Origin of the sequence: Microbacterium testaceum (genome assembly GCF_006539145.1) — a bacterium.
GTDB classification, from domain to species: domain Bacteria; phylum Actinomycetota; class Actinomycetes; order Actinomycetales; family Microbacteriaceae; genus Microbacterium; species Microbacterium testaceum.
On the sequence record NZ_BJML01000008.1, the window covers coordinates 76,386 to 93,438 of the forward strand.

The following is a 17,053-nucleotide window of genomic DNA, read 5'->3' on the forward strand; positions in this document are numbered from 1 at the left end:
ACTGGGTGCACACGCATCGATCCGGCCATCACCGGGGAGCTCGCGGAAGAAACGGGTCCAGGCTCGGAGTAGAACCGCGCGGGGCAGGCCCGTCACAGCCGCAGTGAGAGCGGCGCCCTCGGAAGATGGCGCAATGCAGGGTGGTACCGCGGCCTGACAGGGTCGTCCCGGCGAGGAGACCTCGACCCGCGGAGTGACATGACCTACCCACGCCCCTCATCCTTCGGCTCGGCCGCCGACGCGTCGAACACGACACCGGATGCCACGACCCCGATGTCCGGCCCGGGAGCTGCGTCGTCGGCATCCGTCGTCCCGAGCCCCCGCTTTCCGGCCATCGAAGACGACACGCTCGCTTTCTGGAAGAGCGACGACACGTTCCGCGCCTCGATCGCGAACCGCGAGGGTGCCCAAGAGTGGGTGTTCTACGACGGCCCGCCCTTCGCCAACGGTCTGCCGCACTACGGACATCTGCTCACGGGGTACGCGAAAGACGTCTTCCCGCGCTTCCAGACCATGCGCGGCAAGAAAGTCGACCGCGTGTTCGGGTGGGACACGCACGGGCTCCCCGCCGAGCTCGAGGCGATGAAGCAGCTCGGCATCACCGAGAAGGACGAGATCGAGGCCATGGGCGTGGCCACCTTCAACGCGAAGGCCCGCGAGTCGGTGCTCGAGTACACGCGCGAGTGGCAGGACTACGTCACGCGCCAGGCGCGCTGGGTCGACTTCGACCGCGGGTACAAGACGCTCGACACGACCTACATGGAGAGCGTGCTCTGGGCGTTCAAGACGCTCCACGACAAGGGCCTCGCCTACGAGGGCTACCGCGTGCTGCCGTACTGCTGGCGCGACGAGACGCCCCTGTCGACGCACGAGCTGCGTATGGACGACGACGTCTACAAGATGCGGCAGGACCCCTCGGTCACCGTGACCTTCCCGCTCGTCGGGGCGAAGGCCGAAGCGCTGGGCCTCACCGGCGTCCGAGCGCTCGCCTGGACGACGACGCCGTGGACGCTGCCCACGAACCTCGCGCTGGCGGTGGGTCCCGGCATCCGGTACGCGGTCATCGAGGGCGGACCCGGCGGCGCCGCCGACGTGCACCGCGCGCCCGACGGCACTCCCGACGAGGCGTTCGAGGCCGTCGCGCACCGGTACCTGCTCGCCGAGGACCTGCTGGCGAACTACGCCAAAGACCTCGGATACGACAGCGCGGATGCCGCCCGCGAGGCCGTTCAGAGAACGATCCTGGGCTCCGAGCTGGAGGGCGTGTCGTACGACCGCCTGTTCGACTACTACGCCGACGCCGAGACGTGGGGGACCGGCAACGCCTGGAAGATCCTCGTCGACGACTACGTCACCGTGTCCGACGGCACCGGCATCGTGCACCAGGCGCCGGCCTACGGTGAGGACGACAAGCGCCTCGCGGATGCGGCGGGCCTGCCCACGATCATCTCGCTCGATGACGGCGGCCGGTTCCTGTCGGCCGTGACCGACGTCGAGGGCGAACTGTGGCTCGACGCGAACCGTCCGTTGATCCGGATGCTCAAGCAGAGCGGGCGTCTGCTGCGCGAAGCGTCGTACGAGCACTCGTACCCGCACTGCTGGCGCTGCCGGAACCCCCTCATCTACAAGGCCGTGTCGAGCTGGTTCGTGCGCGTGACCGACATCAAGGATGATCTGCTGGCGAACAACCAGCAGATCACGTGGGTGCCCGAGAACGTCAAGGAGGGCCAGTTCGGCAAGTGGCTCGAGGGCGCGCGCGACTGGTCGATCAGCCGCAACCGCTATTGGGGCTCGCCGATCCCGGTGTGGAAGAGCGACGACCCGAACCACCCGCGCGTCGACGTGTACGGGTCTCTCGCCGAGATGGAGGCCGACTTCGGTCGCCTGCCGGTGAACGCCGACGGCGAGGTCGACCTGCACCGCCCCTACATCGACGACCTCACGCGCCCGAACCCCGACGACCCCACCGGGCAGTCGACGATGCGCCGCATCGAAGACGTGCTGGACGTGTGGTTCGACTCGGGCTCGATGCCGTTCGCGCAGGTGCACTATCCGTTCGAGAATCACGAGTGGTTCGACGAGCACGCCCCGGCCGACTTCATCGTCGAGTACATCGGTCAGACCCGCGGCTGGTTCTACGTCATGCACGTGCTCTCGACCGCGCTGTTCGACCGCCCGGCGTACACCGGGGTGTCGTGCCACGGCATCGTGCTCGGCAACGACGGCCAGAAGATGTCGAAGTCGCTTCGCAACTACCCCGACGTGCGCGAGGTGTTCGACCGCGACGGTTCGGACGCCATGCGCTGGTTCCTCATGTCGTCGAGCGTGCTGCGCGGCGGCAATCTCGTCGTGACCGAGGAGGGCATCCGCGGGGGCGTGCGCGAGTTCCTGTTGCCGTTGTGGAACGCGTGGTATTTCTTCGCGACCTACGCGAACGCCTCCGGCACCGACGGCTACACCGCCGAGTGGCGCACCGACTCGACCGACGTGCTCGACCGCTACATCCTCGCCCTGACCGGCGACCTCGTGCAGGGCGTCGCCGCCGACCTCGAGGGACTCGACTCCACGACCGCGGCCGAGCGCCTGCGCGACTTCGCCGAGGTGCTGACCAACTGGTACATCCGCCGCTCGCGCGACCGCTTCTGGGTGGGCGTGACCGACGACCCGACGAGCCGCGAGGCCTTCGACACGCTGTACACGGTGCTCGAGACGCTGACCCGAGTCGCCGCCCCGCTGCTGCCGCTGGTCACCGAGCGCGTGTGGCAGGGCCTCACGGGCGGACGGAGCGTCCACCTGACCGACTGGCCCGACGCCTCGGCGTTCCCCGCCGCGGAAGACATCCGCACCGCGATGGACACCGTGCGCGAGGTCTCGAGCGTCGCCAACGCGCTGCGCAAGCGCGAGGGAAAGCGCGTGCGCCTGCCGCTGCCGCGTCTGACGGTGGTGACCCCGGATGCCGTGGGCTTGGCGCAGTTCGACGACATCCTCCGCGAGGAGCTCAACGTGAAGAGCGTCGAGCAGGTCGCCCTGCAAGACGGCACGGCCGCCGAGTACGGCATCACGCACCGCCTCTCGGTCAACGCGCGCGCGGCCGGACCTCGCCTGGGCAAGCAGGTGCAGCAGGCGATCAAGGCCGCCCGTGAGGGCGACTGGAGCGAGGTCGACGGACAGGTCGTCGCGGGCGGCATCGCCCTCGATCCCGCCGAGTACGACCTGGTCGTCGAGACCGCGGGTCGCCCCGAGGGCGAGGCGCTGGCCGTGCTCGCGGGCGGCGGCTTCGTGCTGCTCGACACCGTTACCACCCCCGAGCTCGAGGCCGAGGGCCTGGCGCGAGACATGATCCGCGGCATCCAGGACACCCGCAAGGCCGCCGGTTTCGACGTGAGCGACCGGATCTTCCTCTCGCTCACCTTCGTCGAAGACGCCGACGCACAGGCCGTGGCCCAGGCGTTCGACGGTGCGGGCGTGGCATCAGAGACCCTCGCCGAGGCCGTCGTGCTCGCCGGTCCCGAGGGTCGCCTGATCGAGCGCGGCGACTTCGCGCCCGCCGAATACGAGACGGTGATCGCCGCCAAGACCTACGCGAACGTCGGTGCCGTCACGGTGGCCGTCGCACGGATCGGAGCCTCCGCATGAGCGACCGGACCAGGGCGGATGCCGTCTACTCGGCGCTGCTCGAACGACAGGGCGAGCAGTGGGTGCAGCCGCGCGTCGAGCGCACGCGCCGCGTGCTCGAACTGCTGGCCGACCCGCAGCGCACGTACCGCGTCATCCATGTGACGGGCACGAACGGCAAGACGTCGACCAGCCGCATGATCGAGAGCCTGCTGCGCGCGATGGGGCTTCGTACGGGCCTGTTCACCAGCCCGCACCTGGAGCGCTTCACCGAGCGGATCCTCATCGACGGCGAGCCCGTGGCCGATGCGGCGATCGCCGACGCGTGGGACGAGATCCAGCCGTTCGTCGAGATGGTGGATGCCGAGCTGGCCGCGGCCGACGACGCGCCGCTGACGTTCTTCGAACTGCTGACCGTGCTCGCCTTCGTCGTGTGCGCCGATGCCCCGATCGACGTGCTCGTGCTCGAGGTCGGCATGGGCGGGGAGTGGGACTCCACCAACACCGCCGACGGCGATGTCGCGGTGTTCGCCCCCATCGACATCGACCACATCGACCGTCTCGGCTCCACGATCGCCGAGATCGCGACCGTCAAGGCGGGGATCATCAAACCCGGCGCCGCCGTCGTGTCGGCCGCGCAGCCGGAGGAAGCGCTGCGGGTGATCCGCCTTCGCGCCGAGAAGGAGGGGGCCACGGTCGCCGTGGCCGGCGAGGGTTTTGCCCTGGAGGGCCAGACCCTGGCGGTGGGCGGGCAGCAGCTCGATATCCGCGGTGTCGCCGGCACGTACTCCGAGGTCTACCTCCCCCTCTACGGTGCGCATCAGGGCGCCAACGCCGCCCTCGCGGTCGCCGCGGTCGAGTCGCTCATCGGCGGCGGCACGCAGCCCCTCGCGGCCGACGTGATCGCCGATGGTCTCGGCAACGCCACCTCACCCGGTCGCCTGCAGCTCCTCGGCACGTCGCCCACGGTCTTCGTCGACGCCGCGCACAACCCGCACGGCGCGCGCGCCCTCGTCGCCGCACTCGAGGAGTCGTTCGACATCGACGAGTGGGGCGCCGTGATCGGCATCCTCGAGGGAAAGGATGCCGCCGGCATCGTGTCGGCGCTCGTCCCGGGAGTTGCCCGTGTGTTCGCCACCGCCCCCGCCAGCGACCGCGCGACCGATCCCGACGTCATCGCCGACATCGCCGAGGCGGCCGAGCTGCCGGTCACCGTCCACTCCACGCTCGAAGACGCCGCGGACGCGGCTCGGTCGTGGGCTGCGGAGTCGGACCGCCGAGCCGTTGTCATCGCCGGGTCCGTCGTGCTCGCCGGTGAAGCCCTGCGCCTCGCCGACCTCGAAGACTGGAAGTCCGGGTCGCAGGGATGAGCCCCCGCGAATCTCGCGTCCCGCGCCCCCGTCGTCAACGCGGCGCCCAGGAGTCTCTCGGCGCCGTCGTCCTCGGCTTCGAGTCGATCATCGTGTTCCTCGGCGGCCTCGTGGTCTACGGCCTCAAGGTGCTGCCCCTCGGTATCGAGCCGTGGTGGGGGATCGTCGGAGGCGTCGTCATGGCGATCGCGATGGTCGCCGTATCGGGATCGCTCCGGCACCGCTGGGCGCTGTTCGCCGGGTGGGGGCTGCAGGTCGTGCTGCTGCTCGGAGGCTTCCTCGTTCCGGCCCTCGCCGTCGTCGCCGTCATTTTCGGCGGCATGTGGGCGTATGCGACGATCAAGGGAGCGGCGCTCGACCGGCAGAACGCCCGACGCGCCGCTTCCCCCGACCTCTCGAACGGAGAATGACCCATGGCTACCGAAGAGACCCTCGTCCTCGTCAAGCCCGACGGCGTCGCCCGCGGCCTCACCGGCGCGATCCTCGCGCGCATCGAGGCGAAGGGCTATGCCCTCGTCGACATCCGCCTCGTCGAGCCCGACCGCGAGACCCTCGCCCGGCACTACGCCGAGCACGAGGGAAAGCCCTTCTACGAGCCGCTGCTCGAGTTCATGATGTCGGGCCCCTCCGTCGCGATCCGCCTCGCCGGCAACCGCGTCATCGAGGGCTTCCGCTCGCTCGCGGGCACGACCGATCCCACCACCGCCGCCCCCGGCACGATCCGCGGCGACTTCGGCCGCGACTGGGGCCTCAAGGTGCAGCAGAACCTCGTCCACGGATCCGACAGCGTCGAGTCCGCCGAGCGCGAGCTCGCAATCTGGTTCGCCTGATCCCGGATGCCATGAAGGCCGCCGCCCCGTGAGGGGTGGCGGCCTTCGTCGTTGTGCGCCGACTGTCTGAGAAGCCCGGCCCCGCGCGCCTCGGCCCCCGCGTGGAGGGGACCCGCGATGGTCGTGGCGGCCGGGCGACCTTCCCGGACTGCGCGGCGACCCGACGGCTCAGAGCTGAGACAGCACGTCCAGGCGCACCTGCGCCAGCACCGCGACGACCGCGAAAGCCACGATGGTCATGAGCGGCACCCAGACCATGAGACGGTCGGCGATCTCTTGCACGCGGGGGCGGGGGATGACCCCCTCGCGCAGCACGTGCAACGTCACGACGAAAAACGAGGGGATGACGACCGACCATGTCACCATGCACCAGGGGCACAGCGTCCCCAGCACGAAAAGACTCTGCCCGATGAGCCAGATCACGAAGCACAACGCGAAGACGAAGCCGAGCCAGAACAGCGCCCAGAACCACCGTGCGAACCGGGCACCGGCCAGCAGTGCCATTCCGACGACGATGGGGGCGATCCAGGCACCCAGCCCGATGATCGGGTTGGGGAAGCCGAACACGCTGCCCTGCGCGGACTCGAGGTTCGTGGAGCACTGGACCAGCACACTGAAGTCACAGGATGCCGCGGCCCCCGGATTCATCAGCTGATGAAAGCGCTCCATGGTGAGTGAAAACGCCGCCCACCAGCCCACCACCCCCGCGAAGACCAGCCAGATCGCGACGACGATCGGACGGCGGGGAATGACGGTTTCGCTCATGCCGTGATTCTCTCACCGCGCCGCTATGGGGTCGCTTTGAACGGGTTCACTCGTGAGTCGCGAAGACGCTGTGGTCGACGACCTCGCCCGTGAAGAGGTCGAGACCCGGGGGAGGACCGCTGTCTCGCGCGGCATAGTGCGCCTCCCATACGGCGACGGAGTTCGCGTACGCCGTGTCGTTGTGGGTGTCAAGCGGACTCGCAGGCCCGGGCATGAGCACCCGGTTCACATTGGGCGGTGTCTCGTCGAACGCGTGCCCGTCGAGGGTCGGCACAACCTCCGCGAGGTGCGGGAAAGCATGAACGGGAACGTCGCGCAGGATGCCGAAGAAGTCGATGGGCGATCCGTTCGTCACGACACCCACGGTGTTGTCGGCGAACGTGCGATCCGAAGAGGGATGAGCGGGCATGATCCCTCCCCGGCTGGCCCCCTTCGCCGGAGCTTCGACCATATCGAGGCCCCGCCCGGCGCGAAATGTCCCCGTCGATGGGTATCGGCAATCGCGCCGGTCGTGGGCGTTCCCGGCACTTCGTGCGATAATGAAGGCCGATGTGACCGCGGCCGCGCCGCAGGAACATCACCCAGAAGACTTCGGGCGATGACCGCCCTTCGCAGCCCGGGCCGCAGGCCGGCTGCAGACCGAGTGAGTTCGCGGCCCCGCCGGGTGCGGCGCCGCATGAGATTTCGTCGGACGACGCGCGGTGTCGTCCGCCAGGGAGTACCCCGACATGGCCGATGTGACAGACGAACAGAACCCCACCGACGAGACGCCGATCTCTCGCGACACCGCCACCTCCGACGTCGCCCCCGTCGTCGACGAAGAAGAGGCTGCGGTCCAGGATGCCGAAGACGCGGCCGCCGACGACACCGAGGCGCCCGCGGTGCTCGACGTGGAGGACATCCCCGCCGCCGCGGACGACCGGTCTGAGGTCGACGCGTCGGAGCAGTCCGCTCCGACTGCGGATGAGGTCGCGCCGATCGCTGAGGCCGGGGTGCCGGCATCCGCTTCCGCCTCGGAGGACTCGACACCCGCCGAGAGGGAGACGGAGCAGCCCGAGGTCGCTCCCGCTCAGGCCGTGACCCCCGCCGAGCCCGAGACGCCCGCCCGTCCGACCGCCGTGTCGCTCGGCCTGCTTCCGGAGAACTTCGTATCCGCCGTCTCGACGGCCCTTCACTTCTATGCGCCCGCGCTTCCGCCCGTCGTGATCCGCGATGACTTCGACGACCGAGATGACGAGAGCCCCAGCGAGCGCGTCTCGGCCAACGCCCGCCGTCGTAACCGCCGCCGCGGGGGAGCGAACGACACCCGTGACGATGCCCCCGATGCTCCCACCACTCCGCCCGTGCGTCAGCGCGCGGTCGAGGTCATCACCGAGCCGCAGCGCATCAAGGGCTCCACGCGTCTCGAGGCGAAGAAGCAGCGTCGCCGTGACGGTCGCGAGGCCGGGCGTCGTCGCCCCGTCGTCACCGAGGCCGAATTCCTCGCCCGTCGCGAGGCCGTCGACCGCGTCATGGTCGTGCGCTCGAAGTCCGGTCGTATCCAGATCGCCGTCCTCGAAGACAACGTGCTCGTCGAGCACTACGTCGCACGCAACCAGGACGCCTCGCTCATCGGCAACGTCTACCTCGGTCGCGTGCAGAACGTGCTCCCCAGCATGGAGGCCGCGTTCGTCGACATCGGTCGCGGCCGCAACGCCGTGCTGTACTCCGGTGAGGTCGACTGGGACGGCGTCGAGACCAACAACCAGCCTCGCCGCATCGAGCTCGCCCTGAAGTCGGGGGACCGCGTCCTCGTGCAGGTCACGAAAGACCCCGTCGGGCACAAGGGCGCCCGCCTGACGAGCCAGATCTCGCTGCCGGGCCGCTACCTCGTGTACGTGCCGAACGGCACGATGAACGGCATCTCCCGCAAGCTTCCCGACACCGAGCGTGCGCGCCTGAAGAAGATCCTCAAAGAGGTGCTCCCCGAGTCGTCCGGTGTGATCGTGCGCACGGCCGCGGAGGGCGCTACCGAGGAGCAGTTGACCCTCGACGTACAGCGCCTCACCTCCCAGTGGGAGCACGTGTCGAGCCAGGTCAAGACGATCCAGGCACCCGCCCTGTTGCACTCCGAGCCCGACCTGCTGGTGAAGATCGTGCGCGATGTCTTCAACGAGGACTTCACGCGCATGCTCATCCAGGGTGACGAGGCACTGCAGACGATCTCGTCGTACCTGCAGGGCGTCGCCCCCGACCTGCTCGAGCGGGTCGAGAAGTACGAGGGCGAGCAGGACCCGTTCGACGCGTTCCGCGTGACCGAGCAGATCGAGAAGGCACTCGACCGAAAGGTCTGGCTGCCGTCGGGCGGCTCGCTCGTGATCGACCGCACCGAGGCGATGACGGTAGTCGACGTCAACACCGGCAAGTTCGTCGGTTCGGGCGGCAACCTCGAAGAGACCGTGACGAAGAACAACCTCGAGGCTGCCGAAGAGATCGTGCGCCAGCTTCGCCTGCGCGACATCGGCGGCATCATCGTCGTCGACTTCATCGACATGGTGCTCGAATCGAACCGCGACCTCGTGTTGCGTCGTCTCATCGAGTGCCTCAGCCGCGATCGCACGAAGCACCAGGTCGCCGAGGTCACCTCGCTCGGTCTCGTGCAGATGACCCGCAAGAAACTCGGCCTGGGCCTGCTCGAGACCTTCAGCGAGGCGTGCGAGGTGTGCGCCGGTCGCGGCGTCATCGTGCACCACGACCCGGTGGCGAAGCACCGTCCCTCGGGCTCGTCGAACGGCAACAGCAACGGCTCGACCAACCGTCGCGGCCGTGGCAACAGCGGCGCCTCGAACGGGAACGGGAACAGCAACGGCAACGGTGGCGGCAACGCCTCCGCGCAGAACAGCGCCGGGGGAGCGGCTGCCCAGGCAGGGGGCACCCACGTGATCACCGAGGGCGTCAAGTCCGCTCTCGCACAGATCGCTGCATCGACCGTCAAGCCCAACCTCGACGACCCTGCCGTCGTCGAAGCGGCGGTCGTGGCATCCGTCGAGGCTGTCCTCGAGTCGAAGAGCGAAGCCGTCTCCGAAGCCCCTGCGCCGGCTCGCGAGAAGCGACCCCGCAAGAAGCGCGAGCCGAAGGCTCCGCGCACGGAGAAGGACGCGCTCCTCGAGTCGGTGCTCGAGGCCCTGCCCGAGCCCAAGGCTCCGGGTCAGGGGCGCTCGCGTCGTCGTGTGACCACCGCGGCCCTGACGGGCACCCCGGTGAACGCACAGCCGTCGACCGAGTCCTGAACCCGCGATTCCTCGCGTCAGGGGTCACCTTCGGTCGCAGAGCTTTGCTCGCAGTGACCGACGGTGACCCCTCACCGTGTGGGACGCCGTTCTCGCGCCGTGATTCGAAGTCCCGAGGCGCGCAGCCGTCGCACGAGCTCCTTACCGCCCACGTGCTCGGCTCCCGCGCGCACCAGATCGGCGTGCCGCTCGTCGGGGACGTCGTAGTGGTCCAGGTCGAATGCCCGTCTGGGAATTCCGGCCGCCGCGGCGAAGGCATGGAGCTCGTCGAGATCGCTGTCGCTGACGAGATGAGCCCACAGCCGTCCGTGCGCGGGCCACTGCGGGTCGTCGATCAGGATCGCCATCCGAGAATCCTACGATCGACACGCGGGTCGAATGCTTTTGCCGGATGCCGTGAGGTGAGCTAAACTTGACCCTTGGTGCGTCGCGTCCACTCCCGTGGGGAGCGTGACCCCGCGGGTTTGCTCGCCGGATCGCACCGAGACTTGGGCCGTGAGGCCCTCCCGACGTCATCAGACAACCGGAGCTCCGCGCTCCCGAACGAAAACAGGTGTGAAGTGGTTTACGCAGTTGTGCGCGCCGGCGGCCGCCAGGAGAAGGTCCAGGTCGGCACGGTCGTCGTGCTCGACCGCCAGAAGGCGAAGATCGGCGAGAGCATCCAGCTGCCCGCCGTCCTGTTCGTCGACGGCGACGCGGTCACGACCGACGCCGACAAGCTCGCGAAGGTCTCGGTCACGGCCGAGGTGCTCGGCGAGGAGCGCGGTCCGAAGATCGTGATCCAGAAGTTCAAGAACAAGACCGGCTACAAGAAGCGCCAGGGCCACCGTCAGGACCTCACGCGCGTCAAGATCACCGGCATCAAGTAAGAGCCAGGAGACGCAGAGATGGCACACAAAAAGGGCGCAAGCTCCACCCGTAACGGTCGTGACTCCAACGCACAGCGCCTCGGCGTGAAGCGCTTCGGCGGCCAGGTCGTTCTCGCCGGCGAGATCATCGTCCGCCAGCGCGGCACGCACTTCCACCCCGGCGCCAACGTCGGCCGCGGTGGCGACGACACGCTGTTCGCCCTGGCACCCGGTGCGGTCCAGTTCGGCGCGAAGGGCGGCCGCAAGGTCGTCAACATCGTCACCGCAGCAGCGGAGTAATTCCCGCGCTTCGGCGCACGAGGGGGTGGGCGCTGCCCACCCCCTCTTCTTTTTTCGAGTCGGCTTCGCCGGCCACACCCGGAAGGACCCGCCATGGTCACCTTCGTCGACCGCGTGACCCTGCACCTGCGTGCGGGAAAGGGCGGCAACGGCTGCGTCTCGGTGCGCCGTGAGAAGTTCAAGCCGCTGGCCGGTCCCGACGGAGGAAACGGCGGCAGCGGTGGCGACGTCGTGCTCGTCGCCGATCCGCAGACCACGACCCTGTTGTCGTACCACCACTCGCCGCACCGCTCCGCGGGCAACGGCGGATTCGGCATGGGCGACCACCGGTCGGGTGCCCTCGGCGAGGACCAGGAACTTCCGGTTCCACTCGGAACCGTGGTGAAGGACACCGACGGCAACGTGCTCGTCGACATGCTCACCCCCGGCATGCGCTTCGTCGCGGCTCCGGGCGGTCTGGGCGGCCTCGGCAACGCGGCCCTCGCCTCGCCGAAGCGCAAGGCTCCCGGTTTCGCCCTGCTGGGCACGCCCGGGTACGAGGGCGACGTCGTCCTCGAGCTCAAGACCGTCGCCGACGTCGCGCTGGTGGGCTTCCCGTCGGCAGGTAAGTCGAGCCTGATCGCGGCGGTGTCGGCCGCGCGCCCCAAGATCGCCGACTACCCGTTCACCACGCTCCACCCGAACCTCGGCGTCGTGCAGGCGGGCGACGCGCGCTTCACCATCGCCGACGTCCCGGGCCTCATCGAGGGCGCGAGCGAAGGCAAGGGGCTGGGGCTGGAGTTCCTCCGCCACGTCGAGCGCTGCACGGCGCTCGTGCACGTCCTGGACTGCGCCACGCTCGACCCGGGTCGTGACCCGCTGAGCGACCTCGACATCATCCTCGCCGAGCTCGCCGCCTACCCGGTGCCCGAGGGGCAGGTTCCCCTGCTCGACCGCCCCCAGATCATCGCCCTGAACAAGGTGGACGTCCCCGAGGCGCACGAGCTCGCCGACTTCGTGCGCCCCGACCTCGAGGCCCGCGGTTTCCGCGTCTTCGAGATCTCGACCGTCAGCCGGTCGGGCCTGCGCGAGCTCACCTTCGCGCTGGGAGAGATCGTCGAGCAGCACCGCCTGGCCACGATCGACCAGACGCCCGCCGAGCGGGTCGTCATCCGCCCCCGCGGTGCCGAGAAGGACTTCACGATCAAGGTCGAGGGCGGCACGTACGGTCCCGTGTACCGCATCCTCGGCGACAAGCCGGTCAAGTGGGTCCAGCAGACCGACTTCCAGAACGAGGAGGCCGTGGGCTACCTCGCCGACCGCCTCGCGCGCCTCGGCGTGGAAGACGGCTTGTTCCGCGCCGGTGCCGTGGCGGGCGCGACCGTGGTCATCGGGCCCGGCGACGGCATCGTCTTCGACTGGGAGCCCACCCTCACCTCGGCCGCCGAGCTGATGACGGCCCCGCGCGGTACCGACCCGCGCCTGGTGCAGAACTCCCGCCGCACCTCGTCGGAGCGTCGCGCCGAGTATCACGAGCGGATGGATGCCAAAGCCGACGCCCGCGCCGAGCTCGAGGCCGAGCGACGCGCGGCGCGTGCGGTGGGGATCTCGCCCGACGGCGAGTCCTCCTCGGCTTCTCTCGAGGACGAGGAGCGGTGACCGCGACGACGCGCGCCGATATCCCCGGCGCCGCTCGCGTCGTGGTGAAGGTCGGGTCGTCGTCCATCAGCGGCGACGGTGCGCACCGCATCGACACCATCGTCGAGGCTCTGTCTCGCGCTCACGGCGCCGGCACCGAGGTCGTCCTCGTGTCCTCGGGTGCCATCGCGACTGCCCTCCCCCTGTTGGATCTCGAAGGCCGTCCTCACGACCTCGCAACCCAGCAGGCCGCCGCCGCGGTCGGACAGAACGTCCTCATGTGGCGCTACCAGACCTCGCTCGACCGTTTCGGCCTTCTCGCGGGGCAGGTGTTGCTCACGGCCGGCGATCTCGAGAACGCCACGCACCGCTCCAATGCGCGTCGCGCCATGGAGCGGCTGCTGGGTCTCGGCATCCTGCCCATCGTCAACGAGAACGACACCGTCGCCACCCACGAGATCCGCTTCGGTGACAACGATCGGCTCGCCGCCCTCGTAGCGCAGCTGATCGGTGCCGATGCGCTGGTCCTGCTCAGCGACATCGAGACACTCTTCACCCGGCCGCCGAGCGAGCCCGGTGCGCGTCCGATCACCGACGTCGCCTGGGGCGACGACCTATCGGAGTTCGAGTTCGGCGCGGGTGTCGTCAACGGCGTCGGCACTGGGGGAGCGGCGACCAAGGCCTCCGCGGCCAAGCTCGCCTCCACCGCTGGGGTGGGTGTGCTCGTGACGAGCGCCGACCTCGTCGCATCCGCTCTTTCGGGGGAGTCGGTGGGCACCTGGTTCGCCCCTCACCCCGATCCCGTGACCCTGTCGACCGGCCCCGTGGGTGCCGTGACCCGCGCCGGTACACTGAGCGCATGACCGTGATCGCCGCCTCCGTCGACGAGCGCCTGCGTCTGGTCAAAGACGCCGCGCGCGAGATCGGACTGCTCGATTCCGGGCGCAAGAGCGTGCTCCTGCACGCGATCTCCGACGCCCTCGAGGCATCGTCGACCGAGATCGTCGCGGCCAACGCTCTCGACCTCGAGAGAGGGCGGCACGATGCCATCGGCGAGGCGCTGTTGGATCGGCTGCGGCTCGACGAGAAGCGCGTGTCGGCCCTCGCCGCCGCGGTCCGCGACGTCGCCGGGCTCCCCGACCCTGTCGGTCGCGTGCTCGACAGTCGGACGCTGCCCAACGGGCTTTCGCTCGAGAAGGTCGCCGTGCCCTTCGGCGTCGTCGGTTCGATCTACGAGGCCCGTCCCAACGTCACCGTCGACATCGCCTCGCTCGCGCTGCGCTCCGGCAATGCGGTCGTGCTGCGCGGCGGGTCGGCGGCGCAGAGCACCAATGCGCGGCTCGTGCAAATCATGCGCGACGCGTTGGCGAGCCAGGGCGTGAGCCCCGAGGCGATCCAGAGCGTCGACGACTTCGGCCGCGACGGGGCGAAGGCCCTCATGAACGCCCGCGGGCTGGTCGACGTCCTGGTCCCGCGCGGGAGCGCCGGGCTCATCGAGACCGTCGTCACCGAGTCGACCGTTCCGGTCATCGAAACCGGTGCCGGGGTGGTGCACATCTACCTCGACGCCACCGCGCGCGTTGACTGGGCCCACGACATCGTGCTCAACGCCAAGACACAGCGCCCGAGCGTCTGCAACGCCGTCGAGACGGTGCTCGTGCACCGCACGGCGGCCGACCGGCTGCTGCCGGAGCTGCTGGCATCCCTCGACCTTGCCGGCGTGACCGTTCACGGCGACGACGAGACGCGCGCGCACGACTCGCGGGTCGTCCCGGCGACCGATGACGACTGGTCGCGCGAGTACGGCACCCTCGACCTCGCCGTCCGCGTCGTCGACGACCTCGATCACGCGCTGGCGCACATCCGTCGGTACTCAACGCACCACACCGAGTCGATCATCACCGACGACCCCGAAGCGGCCGACCGCTTCCTCGCCGAGGTGGACTCCGCCGTGGTGCTGGTGAACGCCTCGACCCGCTTCACCGACGGGGGTGAGTTCGGCTTCGGCGCCGAGGTCGGGATCTCGACCCAGAAACTTCACGCCCGCGGACCCATGGGCCTCGCCGAGCTGACGAGCACCAAGTGGCTCGGGCGCGGCGACGGCCAGGTACGCGCCTGACCGCCTAAAATGGGACGCGCGCCTCGCGCAGACCTCTGATCGGAGCACTGATGACTTTCGTCGCACTTCTGGCCCACGCCGCAGAAGAAGGCGCCCACCACGGCGGCAACGTCCAGGCCCAGACCTTCTGGTACGGCGCCGTGGCGTTCCTGACCTTCGTCGCCCTGAGCCTCGTGACCCTGTCATACCGCAACGTGTCGAACCGTCACGCGCACAAGGCTGCGGCGTACACCCAGAAGCACGGGACGCCCACCCCCGAGGCGCACGGCCACTGAGGCCCACCGTATGTCGGTGACGCGCGCCCCTCGCATCGGGGTCATGGGTGGGACGTTCGATCCCATCCATCACGGTCACCTGGTCGCCGCCAGCGAGGTCGCTCAATCGTTCGATCTCGACGAGGTCGTCTTCGTGCCGACGGGCCGCCCGTGGCAGAAAGACGACGTCACCGAGAGCGAGCACCGCTACCTCATGACGGTGATCGCCACGGCATCCAATCCGCAGTTCACCGTGAGCCGCGTCGACATCGATCGCGCGGGGCCCACGTACACGATCGATACTTTGCGTGACCTGCAGCGTCAGCGCCCGGGTGCGGAGTTCTTCTTCATCACCGGCGCCGACGCGGTTGCGCAGATCCTCGGCTGGCGTCACCACCAGGAACTGTGGGACCTCGCGCACTTCGTCGCCGTCTCTCGCCCGGGTCACGTCCTCACCACGGAGGGCCTGCCGTCCGAGAACGTGAGCCAGCTGGAGATCCCCGCCCTGTCGATCTCGTCCACAGACTGCCGCGCCCGTGTGCGCCGAGGCCACCCCGTGTGGTACCTCGTGCCCGACGGCGTCGTGCAGTACATCGCGAAGCACCACCTCTACCGGAGCACAGCATGAGCACTCCCGAGAACCCCGAGACTCCCGCGCTGACCCGTCGTCAGCTGCGCGAGCTCCGCCAGACCGGCGCGACGCCCATCATCGTTCCGCAGCCCCAGGGCGAGAGTCCGGATGCCGAGACACCGGTCGAAGCTCCCGAAGCGCCGGTCGTCGACCGGGTTTCCGAGCCCGCTGTGGCGGAGCCCACCGTCGAGCACGCCACAGACGACCAGGCATCGCCCGACCACGGACCCGCCGTCTCGGAGGAGCCCGCGCGCGTCGCCGCGCGCGACGAGTCCTTCGCTCCCGCGCTCCGCCCCGAGTCGTTCGACGGCGCGTTTCGCGACGGCGACTTCGGTGTCACCGGACTCACCCGCCGCCAGGTGCGCGCGCAGGAGAAGATCCGCACCGCCGCGGTGCCCGTGATCAGCTCCGACCTCGAGTCGTCGATGCCGCGCCAGAACGCCGCGCCCGCCGCGCAGGTCGAAGACGAGTCCGTTCAACCCGCGATCTTCCGTCCCGCCGCCCCCGACACCGCGGAGGCTCCGGTCGCCGCCGACTCCGGTACCGGTGCCTCGGTCGTGAACCCGGCCCTCGGTTCCGACCTGCTCGACGGTGCGACACCCGGGGTCACCCTTCCCGACTCGTTCGACCAGTTGCTCTCACGCAACGCGGCCGCGAGCGGCGGCGTGTCGACCCCGAACGCGCTGATCCTGTCGCAGACCCCGACCGGCGTTCCGCTGGTGGGCCCCGTCACCGCGACCGGCGAGGTCATGATCACGGGCACCTTCGAACTGCCCGAAGGCCTGGGCTCGGTCGGCCACGCACCCGGCACCACCGACGGCCGTGACGCCGACGCGGTGCTCCTCGACGGCGAGCTCCCGCCCGCCTCGTCACCCACCCCGATCGCTGCGAGTGCCGCGATCAGCACGGTCAAGCAACCCGGCGAGATCATTCGTCCGCCGGCGCCCGAGAAGGGGAGCAAGCTCCTCATCGGGCTCATCATCACGACCGGTGCTCTCTTCCTGGCGGTGGCCGTCACCCTCGGCCTCGCCTTCACGACAGGAGTCTTCCGATGACAGCCACCGATAACGGTCGCGAGATGGCGCAGATCGCCGCCCTCGCCGCCGACGCGAAGGGCGGCGATGACATCGTCGCCCTCGACGTCTCCGAGCCCCTCCCGCTCGTCGACATCTTCCTCCTCGTCACCGGTCGCAACGAGCGCAACGTCGCCGCGATCGCTGACGAGGTCGAGGAAAAGCTCCTCGAGCACGGCCACAAGCGCGTGCGTCGCGAGGGTCGCCAGGAGTCCCGCTGGATCCTTCTCGACTTCGGCGACCTGGTCGTGCACGTCTTCCACGAGGAAGAGCGCGTGTACTACGGCCTCGAGCGCCTGTGGAAGGACTGCCCGGTCGTTCCGATCGAGCTGCCCACGCCGGCACACGCCGCCGACTGACGT

The 17,053-nt window shown here is 69.4% G+C and carries 17 protein-coding genes; 14 read left to right on the top strand and 3 right to left on the bottom strand.

Going from position 1 to position 17,053, the window contains the following annotated elements; all coding sequences use genetic code 11:
• Positions 1-198: 198 nt before the first annotated feature.
• The 4 genes from ileS to ndk are packed head-to-tail and all read left to right on the top strand — an operon-like array spanning position 199 to position 5,815.
• Positions 199-3,636: an isoleucine--tRNA ligase gene (gene ileS, locus MTE01_RS12325; RefSeq protein ID WP_141377797.1), complete on the top strand. Its 3,438-nt coding sequence runs from the start codon at positions 199-201 to the stop codon at positions 3,634-3,636.
• Positions 3,633-4,985, top strand: a complete 1,353-nt coding sequence (locus MTE01_RS12330; RefSeq protein WP_141377799.1) for a bifunctional folylpolyglutamate synthase/dihydrofolate synthase — start codon at positions 3,633-3,635, stop codon at positions 4,983-4,985. The genes ileS and MTE01_RS12330 overlap by 4 nt, the downstream gene beginning before the upstream one ends.
• Positions 4,982-5,395, top strand: coding sequence for a DUF4233 domain-containing protein (locus MTE01_RS12335; RefSeq protein WP_141377801.1), 414 nt, complete (start codon positions 4,982-4,984; stop codon positions 5,393-5,395). Before MTE01_RS12330 ends, MTE01_RS12335 begins: the two co-directional genes overlap by 4 nt.
• A 3-nt stretch (positions 5,396-5,398) precedes the next feature.
• Positions 5,399-5,815 carry a nucleoside-diphosphate kinase gene (gene ndk, locus MTE01_RS12340; protein WP_103209139.1) on the top strand — a complete coding sequence of 139 codons (417 nt, stop codon included), beginning with the start codon at positions 5,399-5,401 and terminating at the stop codon, positions 5,813-5,815.
• Between the two features lie 168 nt (positions 5,816-5,983).
• Here ndk and MTE01_RS12345 read toward each other — a convergent pair whose 3' ends face one another.
• Together MTE01_RS12345 and MTE01_RS12350 are read right to left on the bottom strand one after the other, a co-directional pair.
• Positions 5,984-6,580 carry a vitamin K epoxide reductase family protein gene (locus tag MTE01_RS12345; protein ID WP_103209142.1) on the bottom strand — a complete coding sequence of 199 codons (597 nt, stop codon included), beginning with the start codon at positions 6,578-6,580 and terminating at the stop codon, positions 5,984-5,986.
• 46 nt (positions 6,581-6,626) lie between these two features.
• On the bottom strand, positions 6,627-6,989 hold the full coding sequence (locus tag MTE01_RS12350; RefSeq protein ID WP_141377803.1) for a hypothetical protein: 363 nt from the start codon (positions 6,987-6,989) through the stop codon (positions 6,627-6,629).
• Between the two features lie 319 nt (positions 6,990-7,308).
• On the opposite strand from MTE01_RS12350, the gene MTE01_RS12355 reads away from it, so the two are divergent.
• Positions 7,309-9,849 carry an Rne/Rng family ribonuclease gene (locus MTE01_RS12355; RefSeq protein WP_141377806.1) on the top strand — a complete coding sequence of 847 codons (2,541 nt, stop codon included), beginning with the start codon at positions 7,309-7,311 and terminating at the stop codon, positions 9,847-9,849.
• A 71-nt stretch (positions 9,850-9,920) separates the two neighbouring features.
• Here the strand turns inward: MTE01_RS12355 and MTE01_RS12360 are convergent, their stop codons facing one another.
• Positions 9,921-10,196: a DUF4031 domain-containing protein gene (locus tag MTE01_RS12360; RefSeq protein WP_103209149.1), complete on the bottom strand. Its 276-nt coding sequence runs from the start codon at positions 10,194-10,196 to the stop codon at positions 9,921-9,923.
• A gap of 213 nt (positions 10,197-10,409) precedes the next feature.
• Between MTE01_RS12360 and rplU the strand changes: the two genes are divergently transcribed.
• The 9 genes from rplU to rsfS all read left to right on the top strand — a co-directional run bounded on the left by rplU (position 10,410) and on the right by rsfS (position 17,050).
• Positions 10,410-10,718, top strand: a complete 309-nt coding sequence (gene rplU, locus MTE01_RS12365; RefSeq protein ID WP_055836929.1) for a 50S ribosomal protein L21 — start codon at positions 10,410-10,412, stop codon at positions 10,716-10,718.
• A gap of 18 nt (positions 10,719-10,736) precedes the next feature.
• On the top strand, positions 10,737-10,997 hold the full coding sequence (gene rpmA, locus MTE01_RS12370; RefSeq protein ID WP_055836932.1) for a 50S ribosomal protein L27: 261 nt from the start codon (positions 10,737-10,739) through the stop codon (positions 10,995-10,997).
• Positions 10,998-11,090: 93 nt separating this feature from the next.
• A complete protein-coding gene (gene obgE, locus MTE01_RS12375) occupies positions 11,091-12,635 on the top strand; it encodes a GTPase ObgE (protein ID WP_141377808.1) in 1,545 nt (514 codons plus the stop codon).
• Positions 12,632-13,477: a glutamate 5-kinase gene (proB, locus tag MTE01_RS12380; RefSeq protein ID WP_141377810.1), complete on the top strand. Its 846-nt coding sequence runs from the start codon at positions 12,632-12,634 to the stop codon at positions 13,475-13,477. The genes obgE and proB overlap by 4 nt, the downstream gene beginning before the upstream one ends.
• Positions 13,474-14,733 carry a glutamate-5-semialdehyde dehydrogenase gene (locus tag MTE01_RS12385; RefSeq protein WP_103209155.1) on the top strand — a complete coding sequence of 420 codons (1,260 nt, stop codon included), beginning with the start codon at positions 13,474-13,476 and terminating at the stop codon, positions 14,731-14,733. The genes proB and MTE01_RS12385 overlap by 4 nt, the downstream gene beginning before the upstream one ends.
• 50 nt (positions 14,734-14,783) lie before the next feature.
• Positions 14,784-15,008: a hypothetical protein gene (locus MTE01_RS12390; protein WP_103209158.1), complete on the top strand. Its 225-nt coding sequence runs from the start codon at positions 14,784-14,786 to the stop codon at positions 15,006-15,008.
• Between the two features lie 10 nt (positions 15,009-15,018).
• Positions 15,019-15,615 (top strand): nicotinate-nucleotide adenylyltransferase, encoded by a 597-nt coding sequence (gene nadD, locus MTE01_RS12395; RefSeq protein ID WP_103209159.1) that lies wholly within the window; start codon positions 15,019-15,021, stop codon positions 15,613-15,615.
• The gene (locus MTE01_RS12400; RefSeq protein ID WP_141377813.1) at positions 15,612-16,673 is read left to right on the top strand and encodes a hypothetical protein; all 1,062 of its coding nucleotides are present in this window, start codon (positions 15,612-15,614) and stop codon (positions 16,671-16,673) included. Before nadD ends, MTE01_RS12400 begins: the two co-directional genes overlap by 4 nt.
• On the top strand, positions 16,670-17,050 hold the full coding sequence (gene rsfS, locus MTE01_RS12405) for a ribosome silencing factor (protein WP_103209164.1): 381 nt from the start codon (positions 16,670-16,672) through the stop codon (positions 17,048-17,050). Before MTE01_RS12400 ends, rsfS begins: the two co-directional genes overlap by 4 nt.
• Positions 17,051-17,053: the final 3 nt, after the last annotated feature.

Bases quoted from the DNA above. Each gene is read 5' to 3' on its own strand.
- MTE01_RS12390 (WP_103209158.1), top strand. From the start codon at position 14,784: ATGACTTTCGTCGCACTTCTGGCCCACGCCGCAGAAGAAGGCGCCCAC.
- MTE01_RS12335 (WP_141377801.1), top strand. From the start codon at position 4,982: ATGAGCCCCCGCGAATCTCGCGTCCCGCGCCCCCGTCGTCAACGCGGC.
- MTE01_RS12360 (WP_103209149.1), bottom strand. From the start codon at position 10,196: ATGGCGATCCTGATCGACGACCCGCAGTGGCCCGCGCACGGACGGCTG.
- MTE01_RS12400 (WP_141377813.1), top strand. From the start codon at position 15,612: ATGAGCACTCCCGAGAACCCCGAGACTCCCGCGCTGACCCGTCGTCAG.
- ileS (WP_141377797.1), top strand. From the start codon at position 199: ATGACCTACCCACGCCCCTCATCCTTCGGCTCGGCCGCCGACGCGTCG.
- nadD (WP_103209159.1), top strand. From the start codon at position 15,019: ATGTCGGTGACGCGCGCCCCTCGCATCGGGGTCATGGGTGGGACGTTC.
- MTE01_RS12350 (WP_141377803.1), bottom strand. From the start codon at position 6,989: ATGCCCGCTCATCCCTCTTCGGATCGCACGTTCGCCGACAACACCGTG.
- rpmA (WP_055836932.1), top strand. From the start codon at position 10,737: ATGGCACACAAAAAGGGCGCAAGCTCCACCCGTAACGGTCGTGACTCC.
- ndk (WP_103209139.1), top strand. From the start codon at position 5,399: ATGGCTACCGAAGAGACCCTCGTCCTCGTCAAGCCCGACGGCGTCGCC.
- MTE01_RS12385 (WP_103209155.1), top strand. From the start codon at position 13,474: ATGACCGTGATCGCCGCCTCCGTCGACGAGCGCCTGCGTCTGGTCAAA.
- MTE01_RS12330 (WP_141377799.1), top strand. From the start codon at position 3,633: ATGAGCGACCGGACCAGGGCGGATGCCGTCTACTCGGCGCTGCTCGAA.
- MTE01_RS12345 (WP_103209142.1), bottom strand. From the start codon at position 6,580: ATGAGCGAAACCGTCATTCCCCGCCGTCCGATCGTCGTCGCGATCTGG.
- MTE01_RS12355 (WP_141377806.1), top strand. From the start codon at position 7,309: ATGGCCGATGTGACAGACGAACAGAACCCCACCGACGAGACGCCGATC.
- obgE (WP_141377808.1), top strand. From the start codon at position 11,091: ATGGTCACCTTCGTCGACCGCGTGACCCTGCACCTGCGTGCGGGAAAG.
- rsfS (WP_103209164.1), top strand. From the start codon at position 16,670: ATGACAGCCACCGATAACGGTCGCGAGATGGCGCAGATCGCCGCCCTC.